This window comes from Streptococcaceae bacterium ESL0729, assembly GCA_029391995.1.
In the GTDB taxonomy this organism is placed as follows: Bacteria; Bacillota; Bacilli; order Lactobacillales; family Streptococcaceae; genus Floricoccus.
The window spans coordinates 1,203,128-1,229,284 of record CP113924.1; the positions used below are offsets into that span (position 1 = coordinate 1,203,128).

27 protein-coding genes and 2 riboswitches are annotated in these 26,157 nt (G+C 40.2%); of the genes, 5 read left to right on the top strand and 22 right to left on the bottom strand.

The window, feature by feature from the left end:
* Nucleotides 1-27: 27 nt before the first annotated feature.
* From OZX68_06015 to OZX68_06035, 5 genes are all read right to left on the bottom strand, one after another.
* On the bottom strand, nt 28-510 hold the full coding sequence (locus OZX68_06015; protein WEV60472.1) for a ComE operon protein 2: 483 nt from the start codon (nt 508-510) through the stop codon (nt 28-30).
* Nucleotides 511-587: 77 nt separating this feature from the next.
* Nucleotides 588-833, bottom strand: coding sequence for a 30S ribosomal protein S18 (gene rpsR / locus OZX68_06020; protein WEV60473.1), 246 nt, complete (start codon nt 831-833; stop codon nt 588-590).
* A 48-nt stretch (nt 834-881) separates the two neighbouring features.
* Nucleotides 882-1,430, bottom strand: coding sequence for a single-stranded DNA-binding protein (gene ssb / locus OZX68_06025; protein ID WEV60474.1), 549 nt, complete (start codon nt 1,428-1,430; stop codon nt 882-884).
* Nucleotides 1,431-1,465: 35 nt separating this feature from the next.
* The gene (gene rpsF, locus OZX68_06030) at nt 1,466-1,759 is read right to left on the bottom strand and encodes a 30S ribosomal protein S6 (protein WEV60475.1); all 294 of its coding nucleotides are present in this window, start codon (nt 1,757-1,759) and stop codon (nt 1,466-1,468) included.
* Between the two features lie 151 nt (nt 1,760-1,910).
* Complete coding sequence (locus OZX68_06035; GenBank protein WEV60476.1) at nt 1,911-2,753, bottom strand: undecaprenyl-diphosphate phosphatase; 843 nt, start codon at nt 2,751-2,753, stop codon at nt 1,911-1,913.
* Between the two features lie 148 nt (nt 2,754-2,901).
* Nucleotides 2,902-3,072, top strand: a riboswitch (Lysine riboswitch).
* Between the two features lie 80 nt (nt 3,073-3,152).
* Between OZX68_06035 and OZX68_06040 the strand changes: the two genes are divergently transcribed.
* Nucleotides 3,153-4,709 (top strand): ABC transporter permease subunit, encoded by a 1,557-nt coding sequence (locus OZX68_06040; GenBank protein ID WEV60477.1) that lies wholly within the window; start codon nt 3,153-3,155, stop codon nt 4,707-4,709.
* Entirely contained in the window at nt 4,709-5,446 is a 738-nt protein-coding gene (locus OZX68_06045; GenBank protein WEV60478.1) for an amino acid ABC transporter ATP-binding protein, read from the top strand. The genes OZX68_06040 and OZX68_06045 overlap by 1 nt, the downstream gene beginning before the upstream one ends.
* A gap of 39 nt (nt 5,447-5,485) precedes the next feature.
* Here OZX68_06045 and OZX68_06050 read toward each other — a convergent pair whose 3' ends face one another.
* The 5 genes from OZX68_06050 to rpsO all read right to left on the bottom strand — a co-directional run bounded on the left by OZX68_06050 (nt 5,486) and on the right by rpsO (nt 9,421).
* The gene (locus OZX68_06050; GenBank protein ID WEV60479.1) at nt 5,486-6,058 is read right to left on the bottom strand and encodes a folate family ECF transporter S component; all 573 of its coding nucleotides are present in this window, start codon (nt 6,056-6,058) and stop codon (nt 5,486-5,488) included.
* A 60-nt stretch (nt 6,059-6,118) separates the two neighbouring features.
* Nucleotides 6,119-6,213, bottom strand: a riboswitch (THF riboswitch).
* Between the two features lie 121 nt (nt 6,214-6,334).
* Nucleotides 6,335-7,525: an acetate kinase gene (locus tag OZX68_06055; GenBank protein ID WEV60480.1), complete on the bottom strand. Its 1,191-nt coding sequence runs from the start codon at nt 7,523-7,525 to the stop codon at nt 6,335-6,337.
* A gap of 74 nt (nt 7,526-7,599) precedes the next feature.
* A complete protein-coding gene (locus OZX68_06060; protein WEV60481.1) occupies nt 7,600-8,535 on the bottom strand; it encodes a class I SAM-dependent methyltransferase in 936 nt (311 codons plus the stop codon).
* A gap of 2 nt (nt 8,536-8,537) precedes the next feature.
* Nucleotides 8,538-9,035 carry a GNAT family N-acetyltransferase gene (locus OZX68_06065; protein ID WEV60482.1) on the bottom strand — a complete coding sequence of 166 codons (498 nt, stop codon included), beginning with the start codon at nt 9,033-9,035 and terminating at the stop codon, nt 8,538-8,540.
* Between the two features lie 116 nt (nt 9,036-9,151).
* On the bottom strand, nt 9,152-9,421 hold the full coding sequence (rpsO, locus tag OZX68_06070) for a 30S ribosomal protein S15 (GenBank protein WEV60483.1): 270 nt from the start codon (nt 9,419-9,421) through the stop codon (nt 9,152-9,154).
* 205 nt (nt 9,422-9,626) lie between these two features.
* Here rpsO and def point away from each other — a divergent pair, with 205 nt between their 5' ends.
* Entirely contained in the window at nt 9,627-10,238 is a 612-nt protein-coding gene (gene def / locus OZX68_06075) for a peptide deformylase (protein ID WEV60484.1), read from the top strand.
* Between the two features lie 17 nt (nt 10,239-10,255).
* Here the strand turns inward: def and OZX68_06080 are convergent, their stop codons facing one another.
* Both OZX68_06080 and tyrS read right to left on the bottom strand, forming a co-directional pair.
* Nucleotides 10,256-10,603, bottom strand: coding sequence for a hypothetical protein (locus OZX68_06080; protein ID WEV60485.1), 348 nt, complete (start codon nt 10,601-10,603; stop codon nt 10,256-10,258).
* Nucleotides 10,604-10,747: 144 nt separating this feature from the next.
* A complete protein-coding gene (gene tyrS, locus OZX68_06085) occupies nt 10,748-12,001 on the bottom strand; it encodes a tyrosine--tRNA ligase (protein ID WEV60486.1) in 1,254 nt (417 codons plus the stop codon).
* 130 nt (nt 12,002-12,131) lie between these two features.
* On the opposite strand from tyrS, the gene OZX68_06090 reads away from it, so the two are divergent.
* Complete coding sequence (locus tag OZX68_06090; protein ID WEV60487.1) at nt 12,132-14,501, top strand: transglycosylase domain-containing protein; 2,370 nt, start codon at nt 12,132-12,134, stop codon at nt 14,499-14,501.
* A 60-nt stretch (nt 14,502-14,561) separates the two neighbouring features.
* On the opposite strand, the gene thiI is transcribed toward OZX68_06090, so the two are convergent.
* The 4 genes from thiI to OZX68_06110 form a co-directional block, all read right to left on the bottom strand.
* Complete coding sequence (gene thiI / locus OZX68_06095) at nt 14,562-15,779, bottom strand: tRNA 4-thiouridine(8) synthase ThiI (GenBank protein WEV60488.1); 1,218 nt, start codon at nt 15,777-15,779, stop codon at nt 14,562-14,564.
* Between the two features lie 14 nt (nt 15,780-15,793).
* Nucleotides 15,794-16,936 (bottom strand): cysteine desulfurase family protein, encoded by a 1,143-nt coding sequence (locus OZX68_06100; protein WEV60489.1) that lies wholly within the window; start codon nt 16,934-16,936, stop codon nt 15,794-15,796.
* A gap of 125 nt (nt 16,937-17,061) precedes the next feature.
* On the bottom strand, nt 17,062-19,119 hold the full coding sequence (locus OZX68_06105) for a sodium:proton antiporter (protein WEV60490.1): 2,058 nt from the start codon (nt 19,117-19,119) through the stop codon (nt 17,062-17,064).
* Nucleotides 19,120-19,146: 27 nt separating this feature from the next.
* Nucleotides 19,147-19,470 carry a hypothetical protein gene (locus tag OZX68_06110; protein WEV60491.1) on the bottom strand — a complete coding sequence of 108 codons (324 nt, stop codon included), beginning with the start codon at nt 19,468-19,470 and terminating at the stop codon, nt 19,147-19,149.
* 167 nt (nt 19,471-19,637) lie between these two features.
* On the opposite strand from OZX68_06110, the gene OZX68_06115 reads away from it, so the two are divergent.
* Nucleotides 19,638-20,090 carry a universal stress protein gene (locus OZX68_06115; protein WEV60492.1) on the top strand — a complete coding sequence of 151 codons (453 nt, stop codon included), beginning with the start codon at nt 19,638-19,640 and terminating at the stop codon, nt 20,088-20,090.
* 80 nt (nt 20,091-20,170) lie between these two features.
* Here OZX68_06115 and rpsA read toward each other — a convergent pair whose 3' ends face one another.
* The 6 genes from rpsA to OZX68_06145 all read right to left on the bottom strand — a co-directional run bounded on the left by rpsA (nt 20,171) and on the right by OZX68_06145 (nt 26,104).
* Nucleotides 20,171-21,394, bottom strand: coding sequence for a 30S ribosomal protein S1 (rpsA, locus tag OZX68_06120; GenBank protein WEV60493.1), 1,224 nt, complete (start codon nt 21,392-21,394; stop codon nt 20,171-20,173).
* Between the two features lie 207 nt (nt 21,395-21,601).
* Nucleotides 21,602-21,865 carry a type B 50S ribosomal protein L31 gene (locus OZX68_06125; GenBank protein ID WEV60494.1) on the bottom strand — a complete coding sequence of 88 codons (264 nt, stop codon included), beginning with the start codon at nt 21,863-21,865 and terminating at the stop codon, nt 21,602-21,604.
* A 118-nt stretch (nt 21,866-21,983) separates the two neighbouring features.
* A complete protein-coding gene (locus OZX68_06130) occupies nt 21,984-23,243 on the bottom strand; it encodes a UDP-N-acetylglucosamine 1-carboxyvinyltransferase (protein WEV60495.1) in 1,260 nt (419 codons plus the stop codon).
* Nucleotides 23,244-23,313: 70 nt separating this feature from the next.
* Nucleotides 23,314-24,243, bottom strand: coding sequence for a bifunctional oligoribonuclease/PAP phosphatase NrnA (locus tag OZX68_06135; protein ID WEV60496.1), 930 nt, complete (start codon nt 24,241-24,243; stop codon nt 23,314-23,316).
* A gap of 24 nt (nt 24,244-24,267) precedes the next feature.
* Nucleotides 24,268-25,551 (bottom strand): DRTGG domain-containing protein, encoded by a 1,284-nt coding sequence (locus tag OZX68_06140; GenBank protein WEV60497.1) that lies wholly within the window; start codon nt 25,549-25,551, stop codon nt 24,268-24,270.
* Entirely contained in the window at nt 25,544-26,104 is a 561-nt protein-coding gene (locus OZX68_06145; protein WEV60498.1) for a GNAT family N-acetyltransferase, read from the bottom strand. Before OZX68_06145 ends, OZX68_06140 begins: the two co-directional genes overlap by 8 nt.
* Nucleotides 26,105-26,157: the final 53 nt, after the last annotated feature.

Sequence of the window (26,157 nt, forward strand, 5' to 3'; positions counted from 1 at the left end):
TATCAAGTAAGATAGGTTTTTTATTTTTTAATACAAGTCTCCAAAAGATAATTTTTCAAAATAGGTAGGTTCAAGTTTTACCTGTTCAACAGTAACCCCCATTTGATCAATTAGTTTGCTGGCATAGGCATTATTTTTATAGTCATTTAGGTAGTAAATTTTCTTAATACCTGCTTGAAGAATAGCCTTGGTACATGGAAGACAAGGAAAGTGAGTCACATAAATTTCCGCCCCATCAGTTGAAATCCCAAATTTTGCACACTGCAAAAGAGCATTCATCTCAGCATGGATGGTTCTGACACAGTGACCATCGACCACATAGCAGCCCTCATCTATACAATGATCATCCCCCTTAACAGAACCATTGTAGCCTCCTGCAATAATCCTTGAATCTTTAACAAGGGCTGCTCCAACCTCAAGCCTGGTACAAGTACTGCGGAGGGATAAAAGTAATACTTGGGCGATGAAATATTGATTCCAGGGTATCCTTTTATTTTTTTCAGAAAGCATTAGCTAATTCCTTTCAAATTTTTTAACTTTAATTTAACAAAAAAGAACCAGCAAGGCTAGTTCTCATTTATTACTTTTTAGTTTTCGTCATTTGCAACGAATGGAAGTAAAGCCATAACACGTGCACGTTTGATAGCGTTAACTACTTTACGTTGGTTTTTAGCTGAAGTTCCAGTTACACGACGAGGTAAAATTTTACCACGTTCGCTGATGAAACGTTTTAAAAGTTCAGTGTCTTTGTAATCAACATGTTCGATTTTATTAGCTGCGATAAAATCAACTTTTTTGCGACGTTTGAATCCGCCACGACGTTGTTGAGCCATATTATTTCTCCTTATATTATATTTTTCTACATCCAAGTATGCTTATACTTAAAATGGTAGGTCATTATCATCAATATTGACTGGATTTCCGCCACCGAAAGGATCTGAATCATTTCGTCCGAAATCAGGAATTTTGACATCTGATGAACCATAAGAGTTATTATTCATCTCAGAAGCTTGAAAGCCTCCGTTTAATGAACCATAAGCATTATTGTTTCCCTGCGGAGCCTGATAGCCTCCACCTGATGAAGGGCCACCTTGACTCTCGCGTACAGCACGACTTTCAAGGAAACTTGCATTGTCGGCAACTACTTCTGTTACATACACACGCTGACCTTGCTGGTTTTCGTAAGAGCGAGTTTGGATTCTTCCAGTTACACTAAGAAGATTTCCCTTTTTCGCACCGAAACGAGCCAGAAACTCCGCCGTATTTCTCCACGCCACAACGTTTATGAAATCAGCATCATACTCACCCTTTTGGTTTTTAAAGTTACGAGTAACAGCCAGGGTAAAGCTTGCATTTGATTGTCCATTAGCAGTCTGACGAAGTTCAATGTCCTTGGTCAAACGTCCTACTAGTACTACGTTATTAATCATATAAGATGGTCCTCCAATGATTGCTTAAAATAGAATTAAGCTTCTACCTTAACGATCATGTGACGAAGAATGTCGCCGTTGATTTTAGCAAGACGATCAAATTCGCTTGTTGCTGCTGCGTCTGTAGCTGCTTCGATATTTACAATGTGGTATAAACCTTCATTGAAGTTTTTGATTTCGTAAGCAAGACGACGTTTTTCCCAGTCTTTTGATTCGATAATAGTAGCACCATTATCAGTCAAAATCCCATCAAAACGCTCAACTAGAGCTTTTTTAGCTTCCTCATCAATGTTTGGACGGATAATATAAAGAATTTCGTACTTAGTCATTGAATTTTTTCCTCCTCTTTTGGTCTAATGACGTCTTGTCTTTCCAAGACGTAAGTGAGGTATACTCACAGACCACCATTATATCAGTAAATCATCAAAAAGGCAAGCTCTTTTGTAAAAAAATCCTCCCAATCATGGAAGGATTTAATGACTAAAAGAGTCCTAAAATAAATTTGATGGCTGCATAAACAAGAAGAATTAAACCAAGGACAATCCGGTACTTCCCAAAAATTGTAAAATCATGTTTCTTGATGTAATCCATCAGGAATTTGATAACCACAACTGAAACAACAAAGGCTGTAAGACTTGCAATAAGAAGAACTAAAAACTCTTGTCCTGAAAGAACTTCCCCATTTTTAATAAACTTAAGCACCTTGATGGCTGACCCACCAAACATGGCTGGAATGGCCAAGAAGAAGGTAAATTCAGCTGCCACATAGCGGCTCGCCCCAAGAATTATCGCCCCTAAAATAGTAACCCCACTCCTACTAGTCCCAGGCATAAGGGCAAGGACTTGGAAAACTCCAATATAGAAGGCAAAAAGATAAGGCATCTTATTTAGGCTGGTTACTGTTGGTGTCTGACTCTTGGCCCATTTTTCCACATAAATGAAGGCAAAACCATATAAGATAAGCATGAGGGCAACACTTACAAAATTGTAGAAATGTGCTTCAAACCAGTCATCAAACTTGATTCCAATAATTCCAGCAGGAATGGAAGCAATTAAGACCTTAACCCAAAGTCGCCAGGTGCTCCGCTTTTCCCCGTAACTTTTTTTACCATCAAAGGGATTTAGCTTGTCAAAAAAGATTACCACAACCGCCATAATTGCACCCAGCTGGATTACAACATTAAACATGGACTTGAAGGATTCACTTGCATTTAACTTTACAAATTCTTCTGCTAAAATCAAGTGCCCCGTACTTGAAATTGGAAGCCACTCGGTAATGCCCTCAATGATTCCTAAAAAAATCGCCTTAAGTATCTCTAACATAAAACTCCAATCTATAAAAAAATTTCTAAAGTCATTATAACAAACTAGCTCTGGCTTAGCCATTTAAATTTGATCGATTAATCACTTTTTCAGACACCTTTACTTATAGATAAAATAATGCTAGAATCATCAGTATAATTAAATAAATATAGAGTTTAGAGGTTGCATCTTTTATTAAGCCTGTTGAGTTTTGTGGAACATTGACACAGGTCTAGGAAAAGTTGCCGAAAAAATTACCTGCCACCTCAGGTCATTTTTGGGCCGGATTGTAAATAACATCCGGACTGTCTTGGTCCCACCAAGTTGTGCTTTACTTACTTAATAAGCCTATTCTATCCTCTTACCTCAAGGGGATTTTTCTATTTTTATTTAAAAATAATTTTATTTTTAGGAGTTGTGATGAAAAAATTACTAAATATCCTACTGCCCCTCCTTGCAATCTTTGCCTTTTCCATAAGTGCTCAGGCTGATCAAGGGGAGTTTCGCGTAGGAATGGAAGCTGGCTACCCACCTTTTAACTGGACCCAGAAGACTGATGCTAATGGTGCTGTAAAAATTGACGGCAGCAACCAATATGCTAATGGTTATGACGTTCAGATTGCTAAAAAAATTGCCAGCAAGTTGGATAAAAAACTGGTTATTGTTAAAACCAAGTGGGACGGTCTAGTGCCTGCCTTAACCTCTGGAAAGATTGATGCAATCATCGCTGGGATGAGCCCGACAGCTGAAAGACGTCAAGAAGTAGACTTTTCAGACAACTACTATACCAGCCACCTGGTAATTGTTGTCAATAAAAATGGTAAATATGCCAATGCTACCAAGTTGTCTGATTTTGCTGGTGCAAAAATCACTGCCCAACAAGGTACCTTCCACTACAATCTAATCCCTCAAATCCCAGGCGTTCAAATGGAGCAGGCCATGTCAGACTTCTCAGCCATGCGTGTGGCCCTTGAAGCTGGAACAATTGATGGTTATGTGGGTGAACGTCCTGAAGGAATTACAGCTCAGGCTGCTAACGATTCATTTAAGATGATTCAATTTGCTGATGGTGACGGCTTTGCAACTGATCCAGATGATACTCAGACTGCCGTTGGTGTCCGCAAGGGAGATGAGGACCTGCCAACAATCAACCAGGTTCTTGCATCAATCTCTGATGATGAACGTACTGAAATCATGGACCAGATGACTGACCTTCAAAATCACCCAGATAAAAAAACTGGTTGGTGGAATCAAGTTTTTGCTATCGCCAAAGAAAATGGTAGTGAATTCATCAAGGCTGCAGGTGTTACCCTTTATATTTCCCTCATTGGTACAATTATTGGAACCTTAATCGGACTTTTAATTGGAGTTTACAGAACTGCTCCAAAGGCTTCTAATGCAGTCCTTGCCTTCTTCCAAAAACTTCTAAACTGGATTATCAATATCTACATCGAAGTGTTCCGCGGAACTCCGATGATTGTACAGGCCATGGTTTTATACTACGGTACAGCTCAGGCCTTTGGAATCAACATGGACCGTACTCTTGCTGGTCTTGTAATTGTTTCAATCAACACTGGTGCCTACATGAGTGAGATTGTTCGTGGTGGTATCTTATCTGTAGACAAGGGACAATTTGAAGCCGCAAGTGCTCTTGGAATGAACCACGCACAAACAATGATTAAAATCGTTTTACCTCAGGTTATCAGAAATATCCTTCCTGCAACAGGTAATGAATTTGTCATCAACATCAAGGATACATCTGTCCTTAATGTAATCTCTGTAAGTGAGCTCTTCTTCCAAGGAAATACCGTAGCCCAACAAAACTATCAGTACTTCCAAACATTTGCCATCATCTCAGTCATCTACTTTGTCCTAACATTTACTGTTACAAGAGTTCTAAGATTGATTGAAAGAAAGCTTGACTCTGACACCCACACAACTGGGGCCAATCAAATGCAAGTGGAGGTTAAAAAATAATGTCACAAAAAGTATTAGAAATTAAAAACCTAAAAAAATCATTTGGAGCAAATGAGGTCTTAAAAGATATCAGCATGAATATCAACAAGGGTGAGGTCATCTCAATCATCGGCTCATCTGGTTCTGGTAAATCAACCTTCCTAAGGTCAATCAACCTCCTTGAAATCCCAAGTGGTGGTGAAATCCTCTACCACGGAGAAAATGTCCTACAAAAAGGATATGATCTACCTAAATATAGAACCCACCTGGGTATGGTTTTCCAATCATTTAACCTTTTTGAAAACCTAAATGTCCTTGAAAATCTAATCGTGGCCCAAACAACAGTCCTAAAAAGAAGCCGTGATGAAGCCAAGAAGATTGCTGTCGAAAATCTGAGCAAGGTTGGTATGGACGCTTTCGTAAATGCTAAACCCCGCCAACTATCAGGAGGGCAAAAGCAGCGTGTAGCCATTGCCCGTGCCCTGTCAATGAACCCTGAGGTTATCCTCTTTGATGAGCCAACAAGTGCCCTTGACCCTGAAATGGTCGGGGAAGTTCTTGGTATTATGAAAGACGTTGCAAAATCAGGTATCACCATGGTCATTGTAACCCATGAGATGGAATTTGCTAGAGAAGTATCTGACAAGGTAATCTTCATGGATCAGGGAGTAATCGCTGAGGAAGGTAAGCCAGAAGACATCTTTACTAGTCCCAAAGAAGATAGAACCCGTGAGTTCCTATCACGCTATCTTAAATAAAAAGAAAAAAACCAAGTGGGATGGACTTGGTTTTTTTCTTTATTTTAAAATGTATTTTCTTATCATGGGAATTCTTTGCAGGGCTGGAATCAGTGCCATGGTAATGGCTAGTCTAATTGGTATTTCTAAGATTTTAAAGATTCTTCCTTGGACAAAGTATTGCACCTTGAAGGATACTCCGTAGTAAATTTTAACTAGAAGTGGTGTAAAGATAAAGGTTCCAGCAAGCATGATAACGATAATCGCTAAACTTGTGTAAATCCAGTCGCGGACATTCTTTGGATCAAGCTTTTTCTTGTAGAAGAATAGGCCGTAAAGGAAGCCCAAGAGGGCTTGAAGGAGACTAAAACCCCAAATAAAGCTAGAACCTGCACCATCCCCGGTTACTATCTTAAGGAAGTCTGAAAGAATGAAAACAATAGGACTTACAATTGGTCCTGCAATGGCACCAATTATAGTATCTGGAATGAAGGAAAAAGTTAATTTCAAGTTTCCTGGAATAATCCAGATTGATAGTTTTTCAATAATGAATTTTAAGGCCATAAGCATGGCAAGGGCTACAGTCAGCCTTGTTGATGCCTTAGGTAAGTATTTGTTGACAATTTTTTGCATTGAGCTCTCCTCTTTTTTGGTGAGCTGTTAAAAATTTTCTGGACATACCACATAATTTTTCACAGCGAATGCGTTTCACAAACCGCACCAATTGGCTTCGTTCCAGGGCAACATCCCATCCCGTGGACACTTGACGCTTGTAAAACTACTCTGTAATAGATATTACCTGATGATTATATCATATAAAACCAAAAAATAATTGCCCTGGCAAATTTTTTTACAGGTTCCCCAAAGGACAAAAAAAGCAAATCATAAATTTATGATTTGCTTTTTGCACTAGTTTGTAAATTTTTCTACATCACGTGCAATGACCAACTCTTCATCAGTCGGTACTACAAGCACCTTAACTGCTGAATCAGCTGTTGTAATTACACCCTCATAGCCACGGACATTTTTTTCAGGGTCAAGCTTAATCCCAAACCAGCTTAATTCTTCAGCTATCTGTGCCCTTAATTCAGGAGCATTTTCACCAATCCCAGCTGTAAAGATGATGGCATGTGCTCCGTTTAAAACAGCAAGATACTGACCGATGTACTTTTTAATTCGATCAATGTACATGCGGTAGGCAAGATCTGCCTTTTCATTTCCTGCTTCAACACCAGCTGTAATGTCCCTCATGTCACTTGAAATTTCACTGATTCCTAAAAGGCCAGATTCCTTGTTTAACATGTCAACAACATCTTGAGCATTAGTAAGTTTTTCATCCCTTGCAATAATATAAGGGAAGATTGATGGGTCAATATCACCTGAGCGAGTTCCCATCATAATTCCAGCAAGGGGGGTGAATCCCATTGAGGTATCAACTGACTTACCACCATCAACAGCTGTAATTGAAGCTCCATTCCCCAGGTGACAGCTAATTAATTTTAAGTCCTCAAGCTTTTGGCCTAAAATCTCTGCAGCCTTTTGGCTAACATACTGGTGACTTGTTCCGTGGGCCCCGTACTTACGCACTGCATAATCATCATAGTATCTATTTGGCATTGGATAGCGGAAGGCCTGATCAGGCATGCTTGTGTGAAAGGCTGTATCAAAGACGGCAACACTTGTAATATCAGGTAAAAGTTCCTTGAAGGCTTTAATTCCAGCTAGATTGGCCGGATTATGAAGGGGAGCTAGGGGAGCTAGCTTGTCTATTTCTTCCATCACCTGGTCATCAATTAAGGTTGATTTTTTAAAAATTTCACCACCTGCAACCACCCGGTGGCCAACACCTGTGATTTCCTCGTATGAAGAAATTATGTCAAATTTAATGAGATCATCCAAAAGAATTTTTACAGCTTCTTCATGGTTAGGAATATCAAAAGTTTTTGTGTCAGCCTTATCATCCCACTTAACGGTTGAAATTGATGCAGGTAGACCAATACGCTCAATAATACCCTTGGCTAAAACTTCTTCCTCAGGCATTTTATATAATTGCCATTTAAGGCTTGAGCTTCCAGCATTTATTGCAATTGTTTTTGACATTTTAAAAATCTCCTCTTCTAGTAAAGGTATAAGGGTTAAAAGTTAGTAAGTTTGTTACTGATATTTTGTTAATATTATATCATATTTTCCTTAAATTCTCGCATGAAATCTTGAATCAAACCAGGCTCAGTTAAACTTGACAGATTATAAACAAAGGTCGGTTTTTTAGCTTCTGTTTTCCTAAAAACAAAGATGGCCTTGGGACTTGACTTAAATAAATTCTGCGGCAAAGCAATTAAAGCCTCGAGGCTTCCTGCCTCCTTAAGCCAATCCTTAAGTTCCAAAGCTTGTTCACTAGCCATTAAATCAAGGGGAGCTAGGAAGATAGCAAGACCGTCTTCTTTCAGGTGCTTAAGACCTTGTTCCATCAGAAGATGGTGGGCATAGGTATGGCCTTCCTTACGGCTTCTAACCGTAAAATTTTGGGCTTCTTGGTCGTCTGGATAAAAACCTACTGGTAGGTCACTAACAAGAACGTCTGATGGATCAAGAAGGAGAGGCTTCACTGCATCTTGCTGCATGTATTCAATGTCGTAACTAGCAACATCTGCCATGCTTGCAGCAAGGTCAATCAAGAGATCATCGACCTCAACTCCTGTGTAATGAATTTTTTTGTCACTTCCTGTCACAATTGTTGCAGCAAGATTCCCTGTCCCAGAACCAAATTCAGCTATCGAAAGCTCCTCCTGGGGTTTAAGATTACTTATAATAAAATTGATAATGTAGGCGATACTGTCTGGTGTAAACTGATGGTTGGCCTGAAGCTTAGCTGTCTGACCTCCTTTAATAAGGACAAATTGAAAGGCCTTCTGCCACTCAGCCTGGCTAAGTTTAAGCTCCTTAAGCTTGGCATTATTTTCTTCGACAAGCTTATTTTCAGACTTCCCTTCAACATAGGCCACATTTTGTTCAATTAAGGCCTCATAAAAATGAGTATGAAGCTCCTGCTCCAAGCTTTGCGTATTTTCAATTATTAGGTTGAATGCCTGTTCTACTTTTTCGATATTCATTTTTAATCTATCTCCCATAACATGTTGTACCACTCTTCGCCCCCAAGATTTGAAGCTGATTTTCCTTCATTCTTAAAACCATATTTTTCATAGTAGCCAAGAAGATAGTCGTGACAGGTCAGAGTAATACCTGCCCTACTTTTCTTCCTAGCTTCGTTTTGGGCAAAGGTGAGAAGTTTTGTCCCTATACTTTGACCATGAACCTTCTTATCCACTGAAAGGCTTGTGATGGCAAAATAGCCCCCTTTTTCTGGATTCTTATCCACATGGCTAAAAAGGTCATCTGTCAGGTATTTATCAGCTATAACAGCCCCTTCAAGGTAGCCAACAAGCTTTCCGTCAATCTCTGCTACATAAAAGGTATCAGGTGTTTTATTGATCCTCTCTTCCATGGCAGCCCTAGTAGTTGCGACCCTTCCAAAGTTATCAAGCTCAAGTCGCATTACATGGTCGAGATCTATGGCTTCAACCGGTCTGATTTTAAAGTTACTATTTTCCATATGTATATAAGTCCTTTTCCTCATGCTAGCTTAATTATAACATGGGCTTTCAGCTATTAAAATTATAATGGATATTTTCGCCAACAAAAAAAGCCACCGAAGTGGCTGATTTCGAATTAACGACGTAGTCCAAGTGAAGAAATTAGTTCACGGTAACGTTGAACGTCTTTTTCACGTAGGTATCCAAGAAGGTTACGACGGTGTCCGATTTTTTTCATAAGTCCACGGTAAGTAGCGTGGTCTTTTTTATGCTCTTTAATGTGTCCGTTTAGGTGGTTGATTTCCCAAGTAAGTACAGCGATTTGTACTTCAGGTGAACCAGTGTCCCCTTCGTGACGTGCGTATTGAGCGATGATTTCATTTTTTTTCTCTTTTGAAATTGCCATGATATTTCTCCTTTTTTGTAAGTACATCCGAGTTAACGTTTGGCGTTTCGTTTTACCAAGATGCCTTCTTGTAGAAAACTACTTGTTTATGATAAACTATTATTATTGAAATTTCAAGCATTGGAATATTTTTTTGTGCATTTAACTTGCAATTTAAAGTAAAAAATGTAGGATTATAGGTATTAATTACACGGAGGAATACAAATTGAGTAAAATAAAACATTTAACATCTGCCAGTCATCTGATTGATATGAAGGATGTTATCAGAGAGGGTAACCCAACCTTAAGAGATGTTGCAAGCGATGTCGAGCTTCCCTTAACTGATGAAAATATCATCCTGGGAGAAAAGATGCTCAACTTCTTGAAGCATTCTCAAGATCCAGTTATGGCTGAAAAGATGAAACTTCGTCCAGGTGTTGGGATTGCAGCTCCTCAACTTGATGTATCAAGAAAGATTATTGCAGTCCTTGTACCCAAGGAAGATTCAGGTGATGATGCAGCAAATGATGCTTATAGCCTAGAAGAAATCATGTATAATCCGCGCGTGGTATCTCACTCTGTCCAAGATGCAGCCCTTGCTGACGGTGAAGGATGTCTATCTGTTGACCGCGAGGTACCAGGTTATGTTATCCGCCACGCCCGTACAACTGTTGAGTATTTTGATAAAAACGGCGAAAAGAAAAGAATCAAGCTTAAAGGATTTAATGCTATTGTTGTCCAACATGAGATTGACCATATCAACGGAATCATGTTCTATGACCGAATTAATGAAAAAAATCCATTTGCCATGCCAGAAAATCTCTTAATCATCGAATAAAAATAAAAAAACTTCCATCAGTCGGTGGAAGTTTTTTTGATTAGCTGTCCAAGTATCGAGCCCATAGCTGTTCCTAAAAGGATAGCAAGCATTCCGTATGGGCCTACAATTAAGCTATTGCATAGAAGGCCAAAAGATAGCCCCAGTAAGGGGGCAAGATTAGCTAGTTCCTTGCTTCCAAGCTGCTGCTTCTTTTTAAGGGCAACTATAGTAGCACCTAGGCCCAAAAGATAGCCCACTGATAGGCTAATATTCATCCAGTAAAGAAGATTACCTAAAAAAATGCCCAAGATATTTCCTACTGCAAAAAAGCCAAGCAGGCAAATTGCCAGACTGTAGTCCCAAAAGTTCGTCTCTGTCTTCATAAAATCCTCCGTCCCCTTAGATAATATCACAAAAACTTCCTCCAGTAAAAATTCACCAACAAAACCTATTCCGCAGAATAGGTTTTGTTTTTCTTTTTTAGTTTTTCTTTTTTTCTTTTTTAGTTTTTCTTTTTTTCTTTTTTATTAGTAGGTTAAAATAAAATATTTTTTCTTACCACGGCGGATTACAGTCAGCTCGCCTTCCAGCTTGTCTCTATCAGTTAACTGGTAGTTAGTATCTTGAATTCTTTCACCGTTCACGTAGATTGCCCCATTTTGGACATCTTCACGGGCCTGGCGTTTAGAGTTTACAACACCAGACTGCACAAGAATCTCAACCAGGTTTAAGTTATCATCAACTTGAACTTGATAGCTCGGCACATCTTTTAGACCTTGTTTGATTTCTTTTACAGAAAGTTCCTTGATGTTTCCGCTAAAGAGCATTTGTGAGATTTTCACAGCCTGCTCATAGGCAGCTTCACCGTGGACAAGAGTTACTACCTCTTTAGCCAGAGTCCTTTGAGCTAAACGCTCATGTGGTGCTGCTTCAAACTGGCGTTCAATTTCAGCAATTTCTTCAAGACTTAGGAAGGTGAAGATCTTCATGAATTTAATGGCGTCAGCGTCAGCCACATTCAACCAAAACTGGTAGAACTCATAAGGGGAAGTCTTTTCTGGATCAAGCCAGACAGCATTCCCTTCAGATTTACCAAATTTTTTCCCAGTTGAGTCAGTGATTAAAGGTACTGTGACAACATGGGCTTCTTTACCTGATTTTTTACGAATCAAATCAGTCCCAGCTACCATGTTCCCCCACTGGTCAGAACCACCAATTTGGAGGGTCACATTTTCACGCTCATTGAGCTCATAAAAATCATACCCTTGAAGGATTTGGTAGGCAAATTCGGTATAAGAAATCCCTGTTTCAATCCTACGTTTTACTGACTCCTTGCTCATCATGTAGTTGATGGTATAGTACTTACCAACATCACGCAAGAAATCAAGCACATTCATCTCTGAAAACCAGTCGTAATTATTGGCTACCTTGGCTGCATTATCCCCTTCAAAGCTTAAAAAACGTTCAAGTTGACTCTTAATGCCTGCACTCCACTCCTTAACTGTTTCAGTTGTTTGAAGGGAACGCTCGCTATCCTTAAAACTTGGGTCACCAATCATACCTGTTGCTCCACCAACAAGTGCCACAGGTTTGTGACCAGCAAGTTGGAGCCTTCTCATATTTAGGATGGGAACCAAATGTCCTAGATGGAGACTGTCTGCTGTTGGGTCATAGCCGGTATAGAAAGAAACACTCCCTTCCTTTAGTGCTTTTCGCAATGCTTCTTCATCAGTTGTTTGAAAAACTAAGCCACGTTCGACTAATTCATCAAAGATTTCCATGCCATAACCTCCTTTTAAAATAAATAGTAATATTTTAATTATAACAAAATAATTACCAAATTGACCACGAACTTTTATTTTTTTATCTTGTCCGTTAGGCAATTTTTAACAAATTTGGTATAATTCACTTATGAATAATAATGAGAATGGACAAGGTGGCAGAAGGCCAGCCAAAAAAAATACGAGTAAGCCCAAGGCTAAACTCAAATTTACCAATTACTTTAATATCGCCTTTTTATCAGTCAGGGGGGTTGTCTTCACCCTTTTAACTATCATTTTCTTAGGTGGCTTGTTTGTTGGATCAATCGGGATTGGATATTTTGCAAGTCTGATTGACGAGGTCAAGGTACCGGATAAGGAGGAGTTGACCCAAAAAATCAATAATATCCACGGAACCTCAAACATTGTTTACAGCAATAATAGTCTAATTTCACCAATTTCCTCAGATCTTGTCAGAACCAAGATTGGTAGCCAGGAAATCTCTCAAAACATCAAAAATGCCATCATCTCAACTGAGGATGAAAATTTTGAAAGTCATAATGGAGTGGTGCCAAAGGCTGTTTTAAGGGCAACTATTGGTGCAACCATTGGTGTTGGTAGCTCGAGTGGAGGATCGACCATTACCCAACAGTTAATCAAGCAGCAAATTCTAGGGGATAGTCCAACCTTCAAGCGTAAGGCTTCTGAGATTGTTTATGCCCGTGCTGTCGAAAAGGATTTTTCAAAGGATGAAATCCTCACCGACTACTTGAATGTATCTCCTTTTGGTCGCAATAATAAGGGACAAAATATTGCAGGTGTTGAGGAAGCTGCTATGGGAATTTTTGGCAAACATGCCTCAGAAGTTAATATCCCCCAAGCTGCTTTCATTGCAGGACTTCCCCAAAGCCCAATCACCTATAGTCCCTATGCAGCTGATGCAAGCCTTAAAGACGGAGATAACCTATCTTACGGCTTAAATCGGAAGGATGCAGTCCTTTTCAACATGTACCGCAAGGGTTACATCAATCAGGAGGAATATGAACAATACAAGGCCTACAATCTGACCAATGACTTTCTTAAGCCAAGTTATTCGGAAGCTGCTAGCCACGACTACCTCTACTATACTGTAATCGGTGAGGCCATTGATCATGTCTACAACTATCTACTAGCAGAAGATAAGGTTTCTGAGAGCGATCAAAAAAATGATGCTACCAAGGAAAAATACCAAAAGCTTGCTCTACAAAAGTTACAGCAGGGTGGCTATACCGTCCAGTCGACAATTGACCAAAATATCTATGCTGCCATGCAGAATGCTGTAGCAAATTACGGTGGTTATTTGGATGATGGGACTGGGCAAGTTCAGACAGGGAATGTCCTAATGGACAATAAAACAGGAGCTGTCCTAGGTTTTATTGGTGGTCGTAACTACCAAGAAAATCAAAATAATCATGCCTTTGATACCAAAAGAAGTCCTGGTTCAAGTATTAAGCCAATCCTAGCTTATGCTCCAGCCATCGATCAAGGAATCATCGGTAGTAAAAGTCGCCTAAGCAACTATCCAACCAACTACTCTACCGGTCAACCCATCCTTCACGTAGGTGACCGTGGAACAAATGAGATGATGACCCTCCAAGATGCCCTTGATTCCTCTTGGAATATTCCAGCCTACTGGACCTATCAGACCCTTCTAAAGGAAGGAAAACCAGCCCAGCCTTATATGGAAAAAATGAACTACCAGGTGGACAACTACTATATCGAAAGCCTGCCTATGGGGGGAGGGATTGATCAGACTGTTGTCCAACAAACTAACGGTTTCCAAACACTTGCTAATAACGGCCAGTACCAGGAGCAACACGTTGTCCAAAAAATTACAGATGATACAGGCAAGGTAATCTATGAATGGAAGTCTAATCCAGTCAAAGTTTTCTCAAGAGCTACTTCAACTATTATGAATGAGCTTTTAAGGGGACCTGTTCGTTCTAAGAAAACTACCAAATTCCTTGACTACCTATCAGTTGTAAATCCAGGTCTTGTGGATGCTGTTGACTGGACTGGAAAAACCGGGACAAGTGACGACTACGGGGATGCTTGGCTTATCCTTTCAACTCCAACTGTAACCCTTGGTGGTTGGATTGGTCATGACAACAATGCCTCAATGGCACCTTTAACAGGTTATGCTAATAATGGAAATTACATGGCAAATCTAGTCAATGCTATCAATAGTGCTAGCCCAAATATCTTTGGTAATGGACAAAAATTCAAGCTTGACTCAAGTGCAACTGAAAGTAAGGTCCTTGTATCAACTGGAGAAAAACCAGGTAAAGTAACTGTGGGATCTAACACCATTGACCTTAGTGGCGAAACAACCAGCAGTTACTGGGCTACCAGCAAGGGAGCTCCTACGACCCAGTACAAATTTGCCATTGGTGGATCTGACGCCAACTATGCTGATGCCTGGTCTAAAATTGTCGGATCAAATCCAACAACAAGCCCGAGTTCATCAAGTGAAAGCCATTAATGAAAGCTACTAAATATAAAAAAGTTACCTGCCAATAAACAGGTAACTTTTTTATATTCTTTAAAGGAAATCAGCTAGGACTTCTTCTTCCTCAGATAGATTGCTTCCTTCTTTTTTAATTGTTGAAACCATGATTCCGTCAACTGCACGGGCCACAAGTCCTTCAACATCCATTCTGCTCTCATAGTTTTGAGCATGTTCAAGTTTTGGATTAGTCTTTGGACTTGGTGGGGCAAAGATTGTACAGCAGTCTTCGAAAGGCTGGATTGAAAGGTCAAAGGTATCAATCTTTTGAGCAATATCGATGATTTCAAGCTTGTCCATTGTAACTACTGGACGGATAACTGGTGTATTTGTTACCTCATTGATTACCACCATACTTCCAAGCGTTTGGCTAGCAACCTGTCCAAGGCTTTCCCCGTTGATGATGATTGACCCTTCGCGGCGGGCACGGATTTCGTCAGTGATACGCATCATGAAGCGGCGGGTAATTGTCATAAGGTAGGCTTGAGGCACCTTATCCTTAATTTCTTCCTGGATCTCCGTAAATGGAACCTCGATGAACTGGATGTTTCCACCAAATGAAGTTAGTTTTTCTGCTAGGTCCTTGGCCTTTTGGAGGGCACCAGGGCTTGTATAAGGTGGGCTTGCAAAGTGGACAGCTTCGATTTCAACCCCACGTTTTAGGGCCAGATAACCTGCTACTGGAGAGTCAATTCCTCCAGAAAGCATAAGCATTCCGCGGCCACTAGTTCCCACTGGAAGGCCACCAGCTCCCTTGATTGTTTCGTATGACAGGTAGCAGGCATCAGGACGGATTTCAACACGGAGGTTGATGTCTGGGGCCTTCATCTGAACCTTAGCATGGTCAATAGTGTCAAATACGACACCACCAAGTTCACGGTTAAGTTCAGTACTGTCTAGTTCAAAGTCGTGGTCACTTCTTTTGGCTGTAATCTTAAAGGTCATCCCCTCAAGATAGATGTCAGTCATAAGGCTTGCGACTGCTTCCTTAATTGCCTCCATCTTTTTCTCAACCTTGATACTTGGTGAGAAGTTTTGGACACCAAAGACCTTAGTCAAGCGGTCAGCAACTACCTCATAGTCTTCTCCGTTTAGGATGATGTGGGTGCGGTCCCTTTGGGCGTCAATTGTAAGGCGGGGCATGTCGCGAAGGACTTCCTTGATGTTTCTTGCAAGGCGGCCGATAAACTTACCGCGGTTTTTACCCTTGGTTGAAAGCTCACCGTAGCGAACCATAATTTCTGTATAATTCATATTTATCTCTCTTTCTACCTAATCTTTTGGAATTTATCATATAGGTGGTTTAGGACGGTTAGGAATTGTTCGATTTCTGCCATATTATTCTCATCATCAAGACTGATACGGACAGCACTTGTGGCAAGGTCTGGCTTAACATTCATGGCAAGAAGGGTACTGGCTGCTGAACCTGCCTTTGAGCTACAGGCACTTGTTGTTGAAACAAAGATATCACGCTCTTCTAGGGCGTGGACTAAAACCTCACCACGCACCCCCTTGATTCCAAAGGTTATGATATTTGGAACAAAGTTCTCTGTGCCTGAGAAAATTTCAACCCCCTCATAGGTCTTAAGCTGCTTAAGGATAACTTCCTGCATGGCCCGCAGGCGTTTAAGCTTTGCCTCCTGGTTGTCAAGGGTCATCCTAAGAGCACGGGCAGTTGCTGCAATCCCTGCAATATTTTCAGTGGTTGAACGCTTGTTGCCCTCTTGTCCCCCTCCAGTTAAGAGGCTTTCAAGCTTCTTACCTTCCTTGATATAGGCAAGACCAACCCCACGAACCCCGTGAACCTTATGGCTAGAAAAACTTGCCATATCAACCCTTGAAGGGAGGTAGTTTACGTGCTCTGTTTTTCCAAGAGCTTGAACAGCGTCAACATGGAAGGTTACCCTTGGCCTGTCCTCAAGGATTTTTGCAATCTCAGCTAGGGGCTGGATGCTTCCGATTTCGTTATTTACAGCCATAACGGAAACAAGAATTGTGTCCTCACGGAGGAGTTCTTCAAGCTTTTCTGGGATGACAAAACCTTTTTTATCAACGGGAGCATAGTCGACCGCAAAACCATGGCGGGAAAGCCAGTCTGCTGATTCACGGACTGCTGGATGTTCAATGGCTGAAACAATAATATGACGCCCGTACTTCTCCTTCTCAAAGGCCACTCCCTTTAACAGCCAGTTGTCGGACTCAGTTCCGCCACTTGTAAAAAAGAGCTCCTGGGGTTTGATAGCAAGAAGGTCAGCAATCTGCTTACGGCTTAGGTCAAGAAGCTTCGTTGCTGTCGCCCCAAGACCATGAAGGCTACTTGGATTTCCCCAGATTCTTGTTGCTACGTCTGTATATGTTTTCAAAACCTGTGGATAAGGCCTTGTTGTCGCAGCATTATCAAAATAAATCACAGTTTTCTCCTCTTATCTAATTTTATCTAATTTAAACTTTGACTTTTCTTAAGCAAGAACTAGTATAGCAAAAATCACCCTCCTTTAATAGAAGGATGAGCTAAAAAAATCAGTGTCTCCACTGATTAGTTTTTTATGCCCTTGTAGTCCAAGAAATCATAGAGCAGGCTACTGTACTCTTCATTCATGGAATAATCTTCAAGGATATTTACATTATTACGAAGCTTGCGAGCCTTGGCTGAGGTGATTTCTCCCCTGTCTTCATACTCTGCAATTATCTTTCTTTCCAGATAGTAGCCGCGGGTCATCTCATCAATATTATTAGGCTTATACCTTGAAATGAGTCTCTTGGTAAAGTCCCCTTCAGCGACAATTTCAGCTGACCGTAACCTGTTTGCTGTCAAAAGATTAATCAGGTAGGGATCGTAAATATCAGTCAAATTGTAGAGGGCTGATAATATAAGCTCAGTATTGGCCAGATATAAATCCTTCAACTCCTGCTTAACTTCTGGACTTATGCTTTGCACCTTAGATGGCTTCTTTTTGGGGCGGCCCAAATGAATGATCTCTGCCACAGCCAGATGCACAGATCTAAACAAGATGGTCAGGGCAAATGTTAGGGAGGAAACCAGACTATGTTTGATTGACCGCTCAAGCTCCTTTAGGTAGCCATGATACACCCTATAAGTATAGATGGAAATATCCCCGTCACTATAGGCCCGGTCCAAACTATCCTCTTCAATCCTTAAAGCCATAAGCTGCAAGTCATTGAAATCCTGGGTAGCCTCCTCACTTTCCTGCATAAGAATAAGCTGCTGGATGCGGTTGGTATAGTTGTCAATGGTTGCATAATAACCATCCTTAGACCGACTTTTGGCCAAATCCTCCTGAAGGGCTTCAACCACATCATTTAAGATAGAAATTTGACTAAAGTAGTTGACCTTTCGCTCCTTCTTAGGGGCAATAAGGGGAAGGATGATAATCCCTGAAAGAAAGGATAGGAGGGTAACCCCTGCCGTTGTGAAAATCATCATGTTATATTTCTGGGCTATGGCCTGGGGAATAAGCATGATTGTTGCTATACTCACCGTTCCCTTTACACCTGCAAAAGTTAAAAGATTTATATCACTTTTATACCTTTCAAAGGGCTGCTTCCTTTTAATGCTTACCAGCTTATAAAAAATTGAAAGTATTATGTACCTGGTCGCAAATAAGACAAGGGTTAGAATAACAATAATTACTAGTAACTTAGAATTGCTGTAGGTATTATTTTTAAGGACGGGTAGGGCGATAGACTCAAGCTCAATCCCAAGGAATAAAAAGACAACCCCATTTAAAATAAAGACAATCATATCCCAAATGGTACTTGATACACGGTTTATCTGGGCATCAAAGAGGGTTATTTTTTTAAATCCTGCAGCCTGCATAATTCCAGCAACAACGACTGCAATGATTCCCGACACCCCGACAAGCTCTGAAATACTAAAGGCCATAAGGGGCATTATAAGCTCCAAAAGTAGATAACCAACAACATCTTGGGCTGCTACATCTTCCATGAGAGACAAAACAGTACTATTGAGCCAGGAAATTAAATAACCAATGATAGCTCCCCCAAGAGCTGAGATGACGAACTGAAGACTTGCATTTGCTAGAGAAAATTTACCAGTTGTCAGGGCCAAAAGGGCAAACTGGAAGGCGATAATTCCGCTAGCATCATTCAAAAGCCCTTCACCAGACAAGATATTTCTAATTCTTTTGGGGAAGTCAAATCTTGAAGCCAGGGAAGATACTGCCACAGCATCAGTCGGGCCAAGACTTGCCCCAATGGCCACACAGGCAGCAAGGGGAATGGCAGGGAAAAATGAATGGGTTACATATCCAATCACTAGAGCTGTTATAAAGACGACAGCTAAAACCAAAACCAAAACAGTCTTAGCATGCTTCATGATACCTGGAACATCAGCCTCTTCTCCTTCACGAAAGAGGAGGGGGGCAATCCCAAAGGCCAAGAACAGCTCAGGATCAAATTTCAAGATTCCATCTGCCCCAAAAAATGCCAAAAGCATTCCAAAGACAACCTGAATAAAAGGCAGGGGAATTTTAGGAAAGACTCGGTTAATTATATTTGATAAAATCAAAGCAAGTAAGAAACCAATAATAATAAACATAAGGTGATGGTCCATCAAGTTCTCCTTATTCCAATTATTTTATTATTTTTCGCGGGTTTTTGTAAAACCCCGATATATATTTTTGTATTTTTGCTTGAAGAGAGCCTTTTGCACTGCTAATTTTTCATCTAAGTCCGTACATGACTTATTGTCAAGCTTACGTTGGCATCTTTTAAATTCAAGTTGGGCAGCACGACGTTTGATTCTAGCCTTTTTAGCTTCTGCTGAAGCAAAGCGTTCATAAAATTTTTCCTTATATTCTAAGTTTTTTTGAACCTCTTCACTAACATTTAACCGCTCCAAATAACGCTTACGCATGCCTTCTAAACGCTCCAGAAATTCTTTTTCTGAAATATTTTTCTTCATTGTTAAAATTACGCTCCAAAAATTTGTAGGGTGGATTTTCTCCACAGTCAATGAGTCATTCTACTACTATCCACCTTAAAAAGCAAGAGATAATAAAATAAAAATTAACAAATATTTTACAGCTTTATTTTTAAAGAGTAAGATAAAAGTATAGAAAAGGAGTGCTTATGGAAGAAGAATACAAAAAAATATTGGTCGGTGTTGATGGTAGTATGGAAGCTGACAAGGCCTTTCAAAAGGCAATAGCTTCAGCCATCAGAAACAGGGCTCAGCTTATTATAGCAAATGTTATCGATTCTCGTGCCTTTCAAGGTCTTTCAGGCTTTGAAGGTGTCATTGCAGAAGATGCCCTCAAATCTTCAAAAGAATTCATGAAAAAATATGAGGATGCGGCCCACAAAAAAGGACTTAAGGATGTCAAAAGCTACATTGAATTTGGTAGCCCAAGGGCCATGCTTTCTGATACTATTCCAACACGGGAGGGCGTTGATCTAATAATGGTTGGCTCAACAGGTCAGTCTGCCATTGAAAGACTTTTGATTGGAAGTGTTGCAGAATATATTATCCGCCATGCCCCTTGTGATGTCTTGGTCGTTCGTGATAATAAAAGTAAAAAATAAGGGAAAAGCTCAGTCTGGCTGGGCTTTTTGTGTAGGGAACAATAAAAAAAAGAAGCCCATGGCTTCTTTTAAAATACTTTTTAGTCAAGTTTGAAGTCTTCACCAAGGAAGTCTGCAAGTGAGAATCCTTCTTGAGTTTCAGGAAGTTCATAATCACGTTGAGCTTTACGCTTGTTGTTACGACGAGGTTTGTTTGAACGTTCTGAACGTCCTTCGTCATCGTTACGTGGAGCACGAGCTGGAGCTTCTTCAAGAGCTTTGATTGAAAGTGATACACGTTCTTCTTCAGGTTTCACGTCAAGTACTTTAACCTTAACTTCTTGTCCTGCAGAAAGTACATCTTTTGGATTTTCAACACGAGTGTGTGAAATTTGTGAGATGTGAACTAGTCCTTCAACACCAGGGAAGATTTCAACGAAAGCACCGAAGTCTGTAAGGCGTTTAACAACACCATCAAGAACAGTTCCAGCAGCAGCTTTTTCTTCGATGTTTTCCCATGGTCCAGGTGTAGTTGCTTTAAGCGATAGTGAGATACGGTTAGCATCTTCGTCAACTTTAAGAACTTTAACTTCAACCTTGTCACCTACAGATACAACATCTTTAGGGCTTTTCACACGTCCGTGAGCAAGCTCAGTAACGTGAACAAGTCCGTCAACACCACCAAGGTCTACGAAAGCACCGAAGTCTGTTAGACGTGCTACAGTTCCTTCAACTACAGAACCTTCAGCGATTTTCGCAAATACTTCTTTACGAGCTTCTGCTGCTGATTCTTCAACTACTGCTTTACGAGAAAGGATGAAACGGTTTTCTGAAGCGTTAACTTCGATGATTTTAGCTTCAACTTCTTGTCCTACGAATTTAGCAGTATCACGAACGAAATATGTGTCAATCATAGATGCTGGGATGAATCCACGTACACCTTGATAATCCACTGAAAGTCCACCTTTAACGTTCTTAAGAACTTTAACTGTTACAACTTCACCTTCTTTACCTTCAAGAGCAGTCCATGCTTTACGAGCATCAAGACGTTTCTTAGAAAGTAGGAATACTGTTGCACCTTCAGATTCTTTACCAACGATTTGTTTTACAACTAAAAGTTCTAATTCATCACCTGATTTTACAAAAGTATTTATATCAGCGTCACGGTCGCTTGTAAGCTCACGTAAAGTAAGTACTCCTTCAACACCAGTACCAACGATAGCTACAGAAGCTTGGTCGCCGTCAACTGAAAGGATTTCACCTTTAACGATGTCACCAACTTTGACATCTCCAACGCTGTTTAATAGTTCTTCAAATTCATTCATTATAAAATTTCTTCCTCCTACGACTTAACTGACACACAGTCTTAAGAAGATTTTAACACATAAAGTAAAAAAATAAAAGAAATATTATCCTGATTAATAGATGAACAAAAAAAGAACACTAAAAAACATTGAATCTTATTTTTTAACTAATATGAATTTATAACAAAAAAAAGACACCCGAAGGTGCCTTCCACAGAAAATAACAAATTATTCTGCAGCGTTTTCGTCTTTGAGACCGTATTTTTTGTTGAAACGATCCACACGTCCGTCCGCTTGCGTGAATTTTTGACGTCCTGTGTAGAATGGGTGTGAGTCACTTGAGATTTCAACACGAATTAGTGGATAAGTGTTTCCGTCTTCCCATTCAACTGTTTCTTTAGAAGATTTAGTTGATCCGCTAAGGAATTTGAAACCAGTTGTTGTATCCATGAATACTACTGGTCCATAATTAGGATGGATATCTTTTTTCATTGTCTTTTTCCTTTCTGCCCTGGAATGTTTGCCACTCCAGAGATTAGTAGGGCTAAAATTAGCCGTGCACATAACATTTTATCAGGTTTTTAAAAGTTTTGCAATAAGAATTATTTTTTTATTCTTCAATAATTTTTATGTCAACACCAAGACCTGTCATTTTTTCAACAACATTGTCATAACCCCTTAAAATAAATTCAATATTATTTATTTTGGTCTGACCTTGGGCCATAATGGCCGCGTTCATGAGGGCTGCTCCTGCACGAAGGTCTGTTGCTGTAACTTCAGCTCCATGAAGGCTTCGAGGTCCCTTGTAAGAGACCAGGTCATTGTCTACTCTGATGTCTGCTCCCATCTTAGCCAGCTCAGGCACATGATTGACCCTCTTTTCATAAATGGTGTCAATAATGGTACCCTGTCCGTGGCTTCTTAGAAGAAGAGGGGTTATGGGCTGCTGGAGATCTGTTGCAAACCCTGGATAGGGAACAGTCTTGATATTTATGGCCTTAAGGTCAGATGATTTTTTAACCTCAATCGAGTCTTCCCTAATAATCATCTTAACACCCATCTCTTCAAGCTTGGCTAAAAATGATTCCAGATGTTCATAAATGACGTTGTTGACAGTAACACCTTCCCCGTAAGCTGCGGCAAGGGCCAGGTAGGTACCTGCTTCAATCCTGTCTGGAATGACCGTATGCCTTGCTCCACCAAGTTTTTCAACTCCGTTGATTCTAATCTCATCAGTTCCTGCACCCTTAATGTCTGCACCCATGTTGTTTAACAGGGTAGCTACATCAATGATTTCAGGCTCACGTGCGGCATTTTCAATGACCGTGCGACCAGATGCTTTAACAGCTGCAAGCATGGTGTTGATGGTTGCCCCAACTGACACCATATCCATGTAAATGTGAGTTCCTCTAAGGTCTTGACCATCTGTTGTAAGGTGCATGGCATTATCCTGGTAGGTCATCCGAGCACCAAGGGCTTCAAAGGCCTTAATATGAAGGTCAATCGGACGAGGACCAAGGTCGCACCCTCCAGGTAGACCTACTGTAGCCTCACCAAATTTCCCTAAAAGGGCTCCGTTGAAATAATAAGAAGCTCTGAGGCTATTTATCTTGCCATAAGGAAGGGGCATACTCTTAACCCCCCTTGGATCGATTGTTAAAACTTCCCCTTGGCGGTCAATTTTAGCTCCGATGATTTCCATTATTTCAATTAAGCTAGCTACATCAGAAATATCTGGAACACCTTCTAAGGTAACAATATCATCTGCTAAAATAGCTGCTGGAATCAGGGCTACAATACTGTTTTTAGCCCCTGAAATGGTAACCTCTCCCTTGATTGGCTTACCACCGTTAATTAATATTTTTTTCATTTATCTATTTCTCGCTATATTTTAGTAACACAAGCTATTCTATCACAGATAAGATAATTTTTACACAAAATTATTTATTAGCTACAGCTTCTTGCAACTCCTTAAAAATTTGTGCATTCTCGCTTAGGTCATAACTCTTGGCACCACTTGCAAAGATGTGACCACCTCCGTCATGCCTTTTAGCAATCTGATTTATAACTGTTGATTTACTCCTTAGATTAACCCTGTAATAACCCTCTGGCTGCTCCACAAATAAGACCCAAGATTCAACAGATGCTATCCTACCTGGAGCTGCAACAATGGCACTAACTTCACTTTCGCTTACGCCGTATTTTTTTAAGGTAGCTTGGCTAATGGTAATCTGAGCTGCTCCATTTTTATCAATGTCAAGATTTTCATAAAGATAGCCTTGAAGTTTAGCAATCCTTAGATCAACGCTATCCATCCTGCGAGCAAGGCCTGCAAAGTCAAAATCTTCCTTCCTCAAGATAGATGCAATCATCATTGTTTTTGAAGTTGTTGACGGATATAAGAAACGACCCGTATCACCAACGATACCAGCGTAAAGCATGCGGGCACTCTTACCATTTAACCTCAAATCATAGGTCAAGGCAAAGTCAGCAATGAGCTCACTAGCTGATGAGGCCGTATCTTCGACATAGTAAATATCGCCGTAGACGTCGTCATTAGGATGGTGGTCAATCTTTATCAGAAAGTCCCCTGTTGACCAGCGGGCGTCGTCAATTCTTGGTCTATTTGCTGTATCACAGACAATAACTAAGGCACCCTCATAGGTGGCATCACTTATTTGGTCCATTTTAGCTAGGTAGGTCAGACTTGGCTCATCATAGCCTACTGCATAAACTTTTTTATCTGGAAAATTTTCTTTAATTATTTCTTTTAAGCCAACCTGACTTCCTAAGGCATCTGGATCAGGATTTTGGTGGCGGTGGATTATTATCGTGTCATATTCTTTAATTTTTTTATAAATTTCAATCATTTTCTTTTTCCTTCCTTTTTCAAGCTACTGGATTTGTACAGTCACTAAAGCCTTACTTACAATCTTGTAACCCAGATAAACCTCAATATCAATTATTGCTTCCCTCCTACTTTCAGATATTACCTTGGGATAGATTTCAAGAACATCGTCAATGTTTACCGCATCAATAAAATAAATATTTAATTGGTCAACTAAAATAGTTTTATTTTTACTTTTAGCCATCAGCCTGGCTGCTATATTAGAGATAATCTCGACAAGAACTCCATTTGAGATATTACCTGTCCCATTCATCATAAGAGGGTCAACCTTGAAGGTGTAGTGATTTTGCACCTCCCTAACTAAAGTAGCCAAGTTGTCACTCATGGTATGGGAAAACTGATTTTGCTCTTCTGATTCCTGAAGACTTCTTAGGACATCAATCTTACTAACTAGACCCAAAAAGGTCTGCTCCCTACTTACAACAGGTAAAAGCTCAAAGCCATCAAAAATCATCCTTTGGCTGGCACTTGCGACCGTTGTATCAAGGAAGACAGTTACTGGATTTCTGGTCATTATCTTATCAATGGTAAGATTTGAGGCCTTGCCTACCACATCCCTCATGGTGACTATCCCAACGACCATGCGATGCTGGTTGATAACGACAAAACGACTGCTATTGGTCTTTTTAACCAGGTCATTATAGTCCTTTACGGTGCTTGTCTCATTTAAGCTTGTAATATTCTCCCGGTAGATGTCTGCAATGGTTAAAATATCTTTTTTAATCAGCTCATTACTAAGGGCTCGGTTGATTCGACTTGCCACTGTAAAGGTATCAAATGTTGTCCGCATAATGGGGACCTTGACCTTATCAGCCCAGACGAGAACCTCATCTTCAATGGGGAAACCACCTGTTACTAAGACAGCATTATTTTCCTTAAGGGCTAAGATCTGGATGTCCTTTCTGTCACCAACAATTAAGAGGCCACCAACAGAAAGGTATTTTTTGATGTGTTCTTTGGTCATGGCACCGATAGCAAACTTATTAAATTCCCGGTCCATTCCTTCACGTCCACCCATGACCTCAGCATTTGAAATCTTAGCAATCTCCTCATAGGTCAAGCGTTCAATGATCTTTTGCTCCTTGGTCGCAATCCTAATGGTTCCAGCCCGGTCAACAACGGCCACAAGACCCCGTCTTTCTGCCTCCTTGATGGCCCTGTAGGCTGTCCCATCACTAACGGAAAGCTTTTGCGATAGACCCCGTACACTAACCTTCTGGCCCACCTTTAAGTCTTCAATGTATTCAATAATTTCCTGGTGTTTACTCATTTTCCTTTAAATAATCTGCTCTTTCTATCCTATATTCAGAAAATAAAACAATTTCCTTGGTGTACTTATTTGAAGACTTGTATTCCCTAATCTTCTTCATCTGAGCCTTCTCAGCCACCCGCTTACTAGCAAGATTTCTAACATCAGCTACCAAATCAAGACTTGTAAGTCCAAATTTCCTAAAGGAGAAGTCAATCAAATTTTTAAGGGCCTCAGTCATAAGGCCACACCCCCAATAGTCTTTATTAATAACATAGCCTATCGTAGCTGATTTTTCCTTGTGATTGAGCTTGATAAAGTCAATGGTTCCAATCATCTTCCTTTCATCTTTGAGCACGATGGCCCATTTACCCAAAGGTTTTTCCATAAAATTTCGAGCCAGGGAGAGCTCAGTTTCAGCTAAATTTTTATGGGGCGGGAAAATAAAGATTAAATTTTCTGGCTTTGACGCATACTCATACATATCTTCTGCATCCTGAATTCTTAAAGGTCTTAAAAGAAGTCTTGGTGTTTCAATAATATTGTATCTGGCAAGCTCGACTAAAATATTCATTACATCCCCCTGGTAAATAGTATATTCTAGCCTTATTGTACCATATTTGCTAT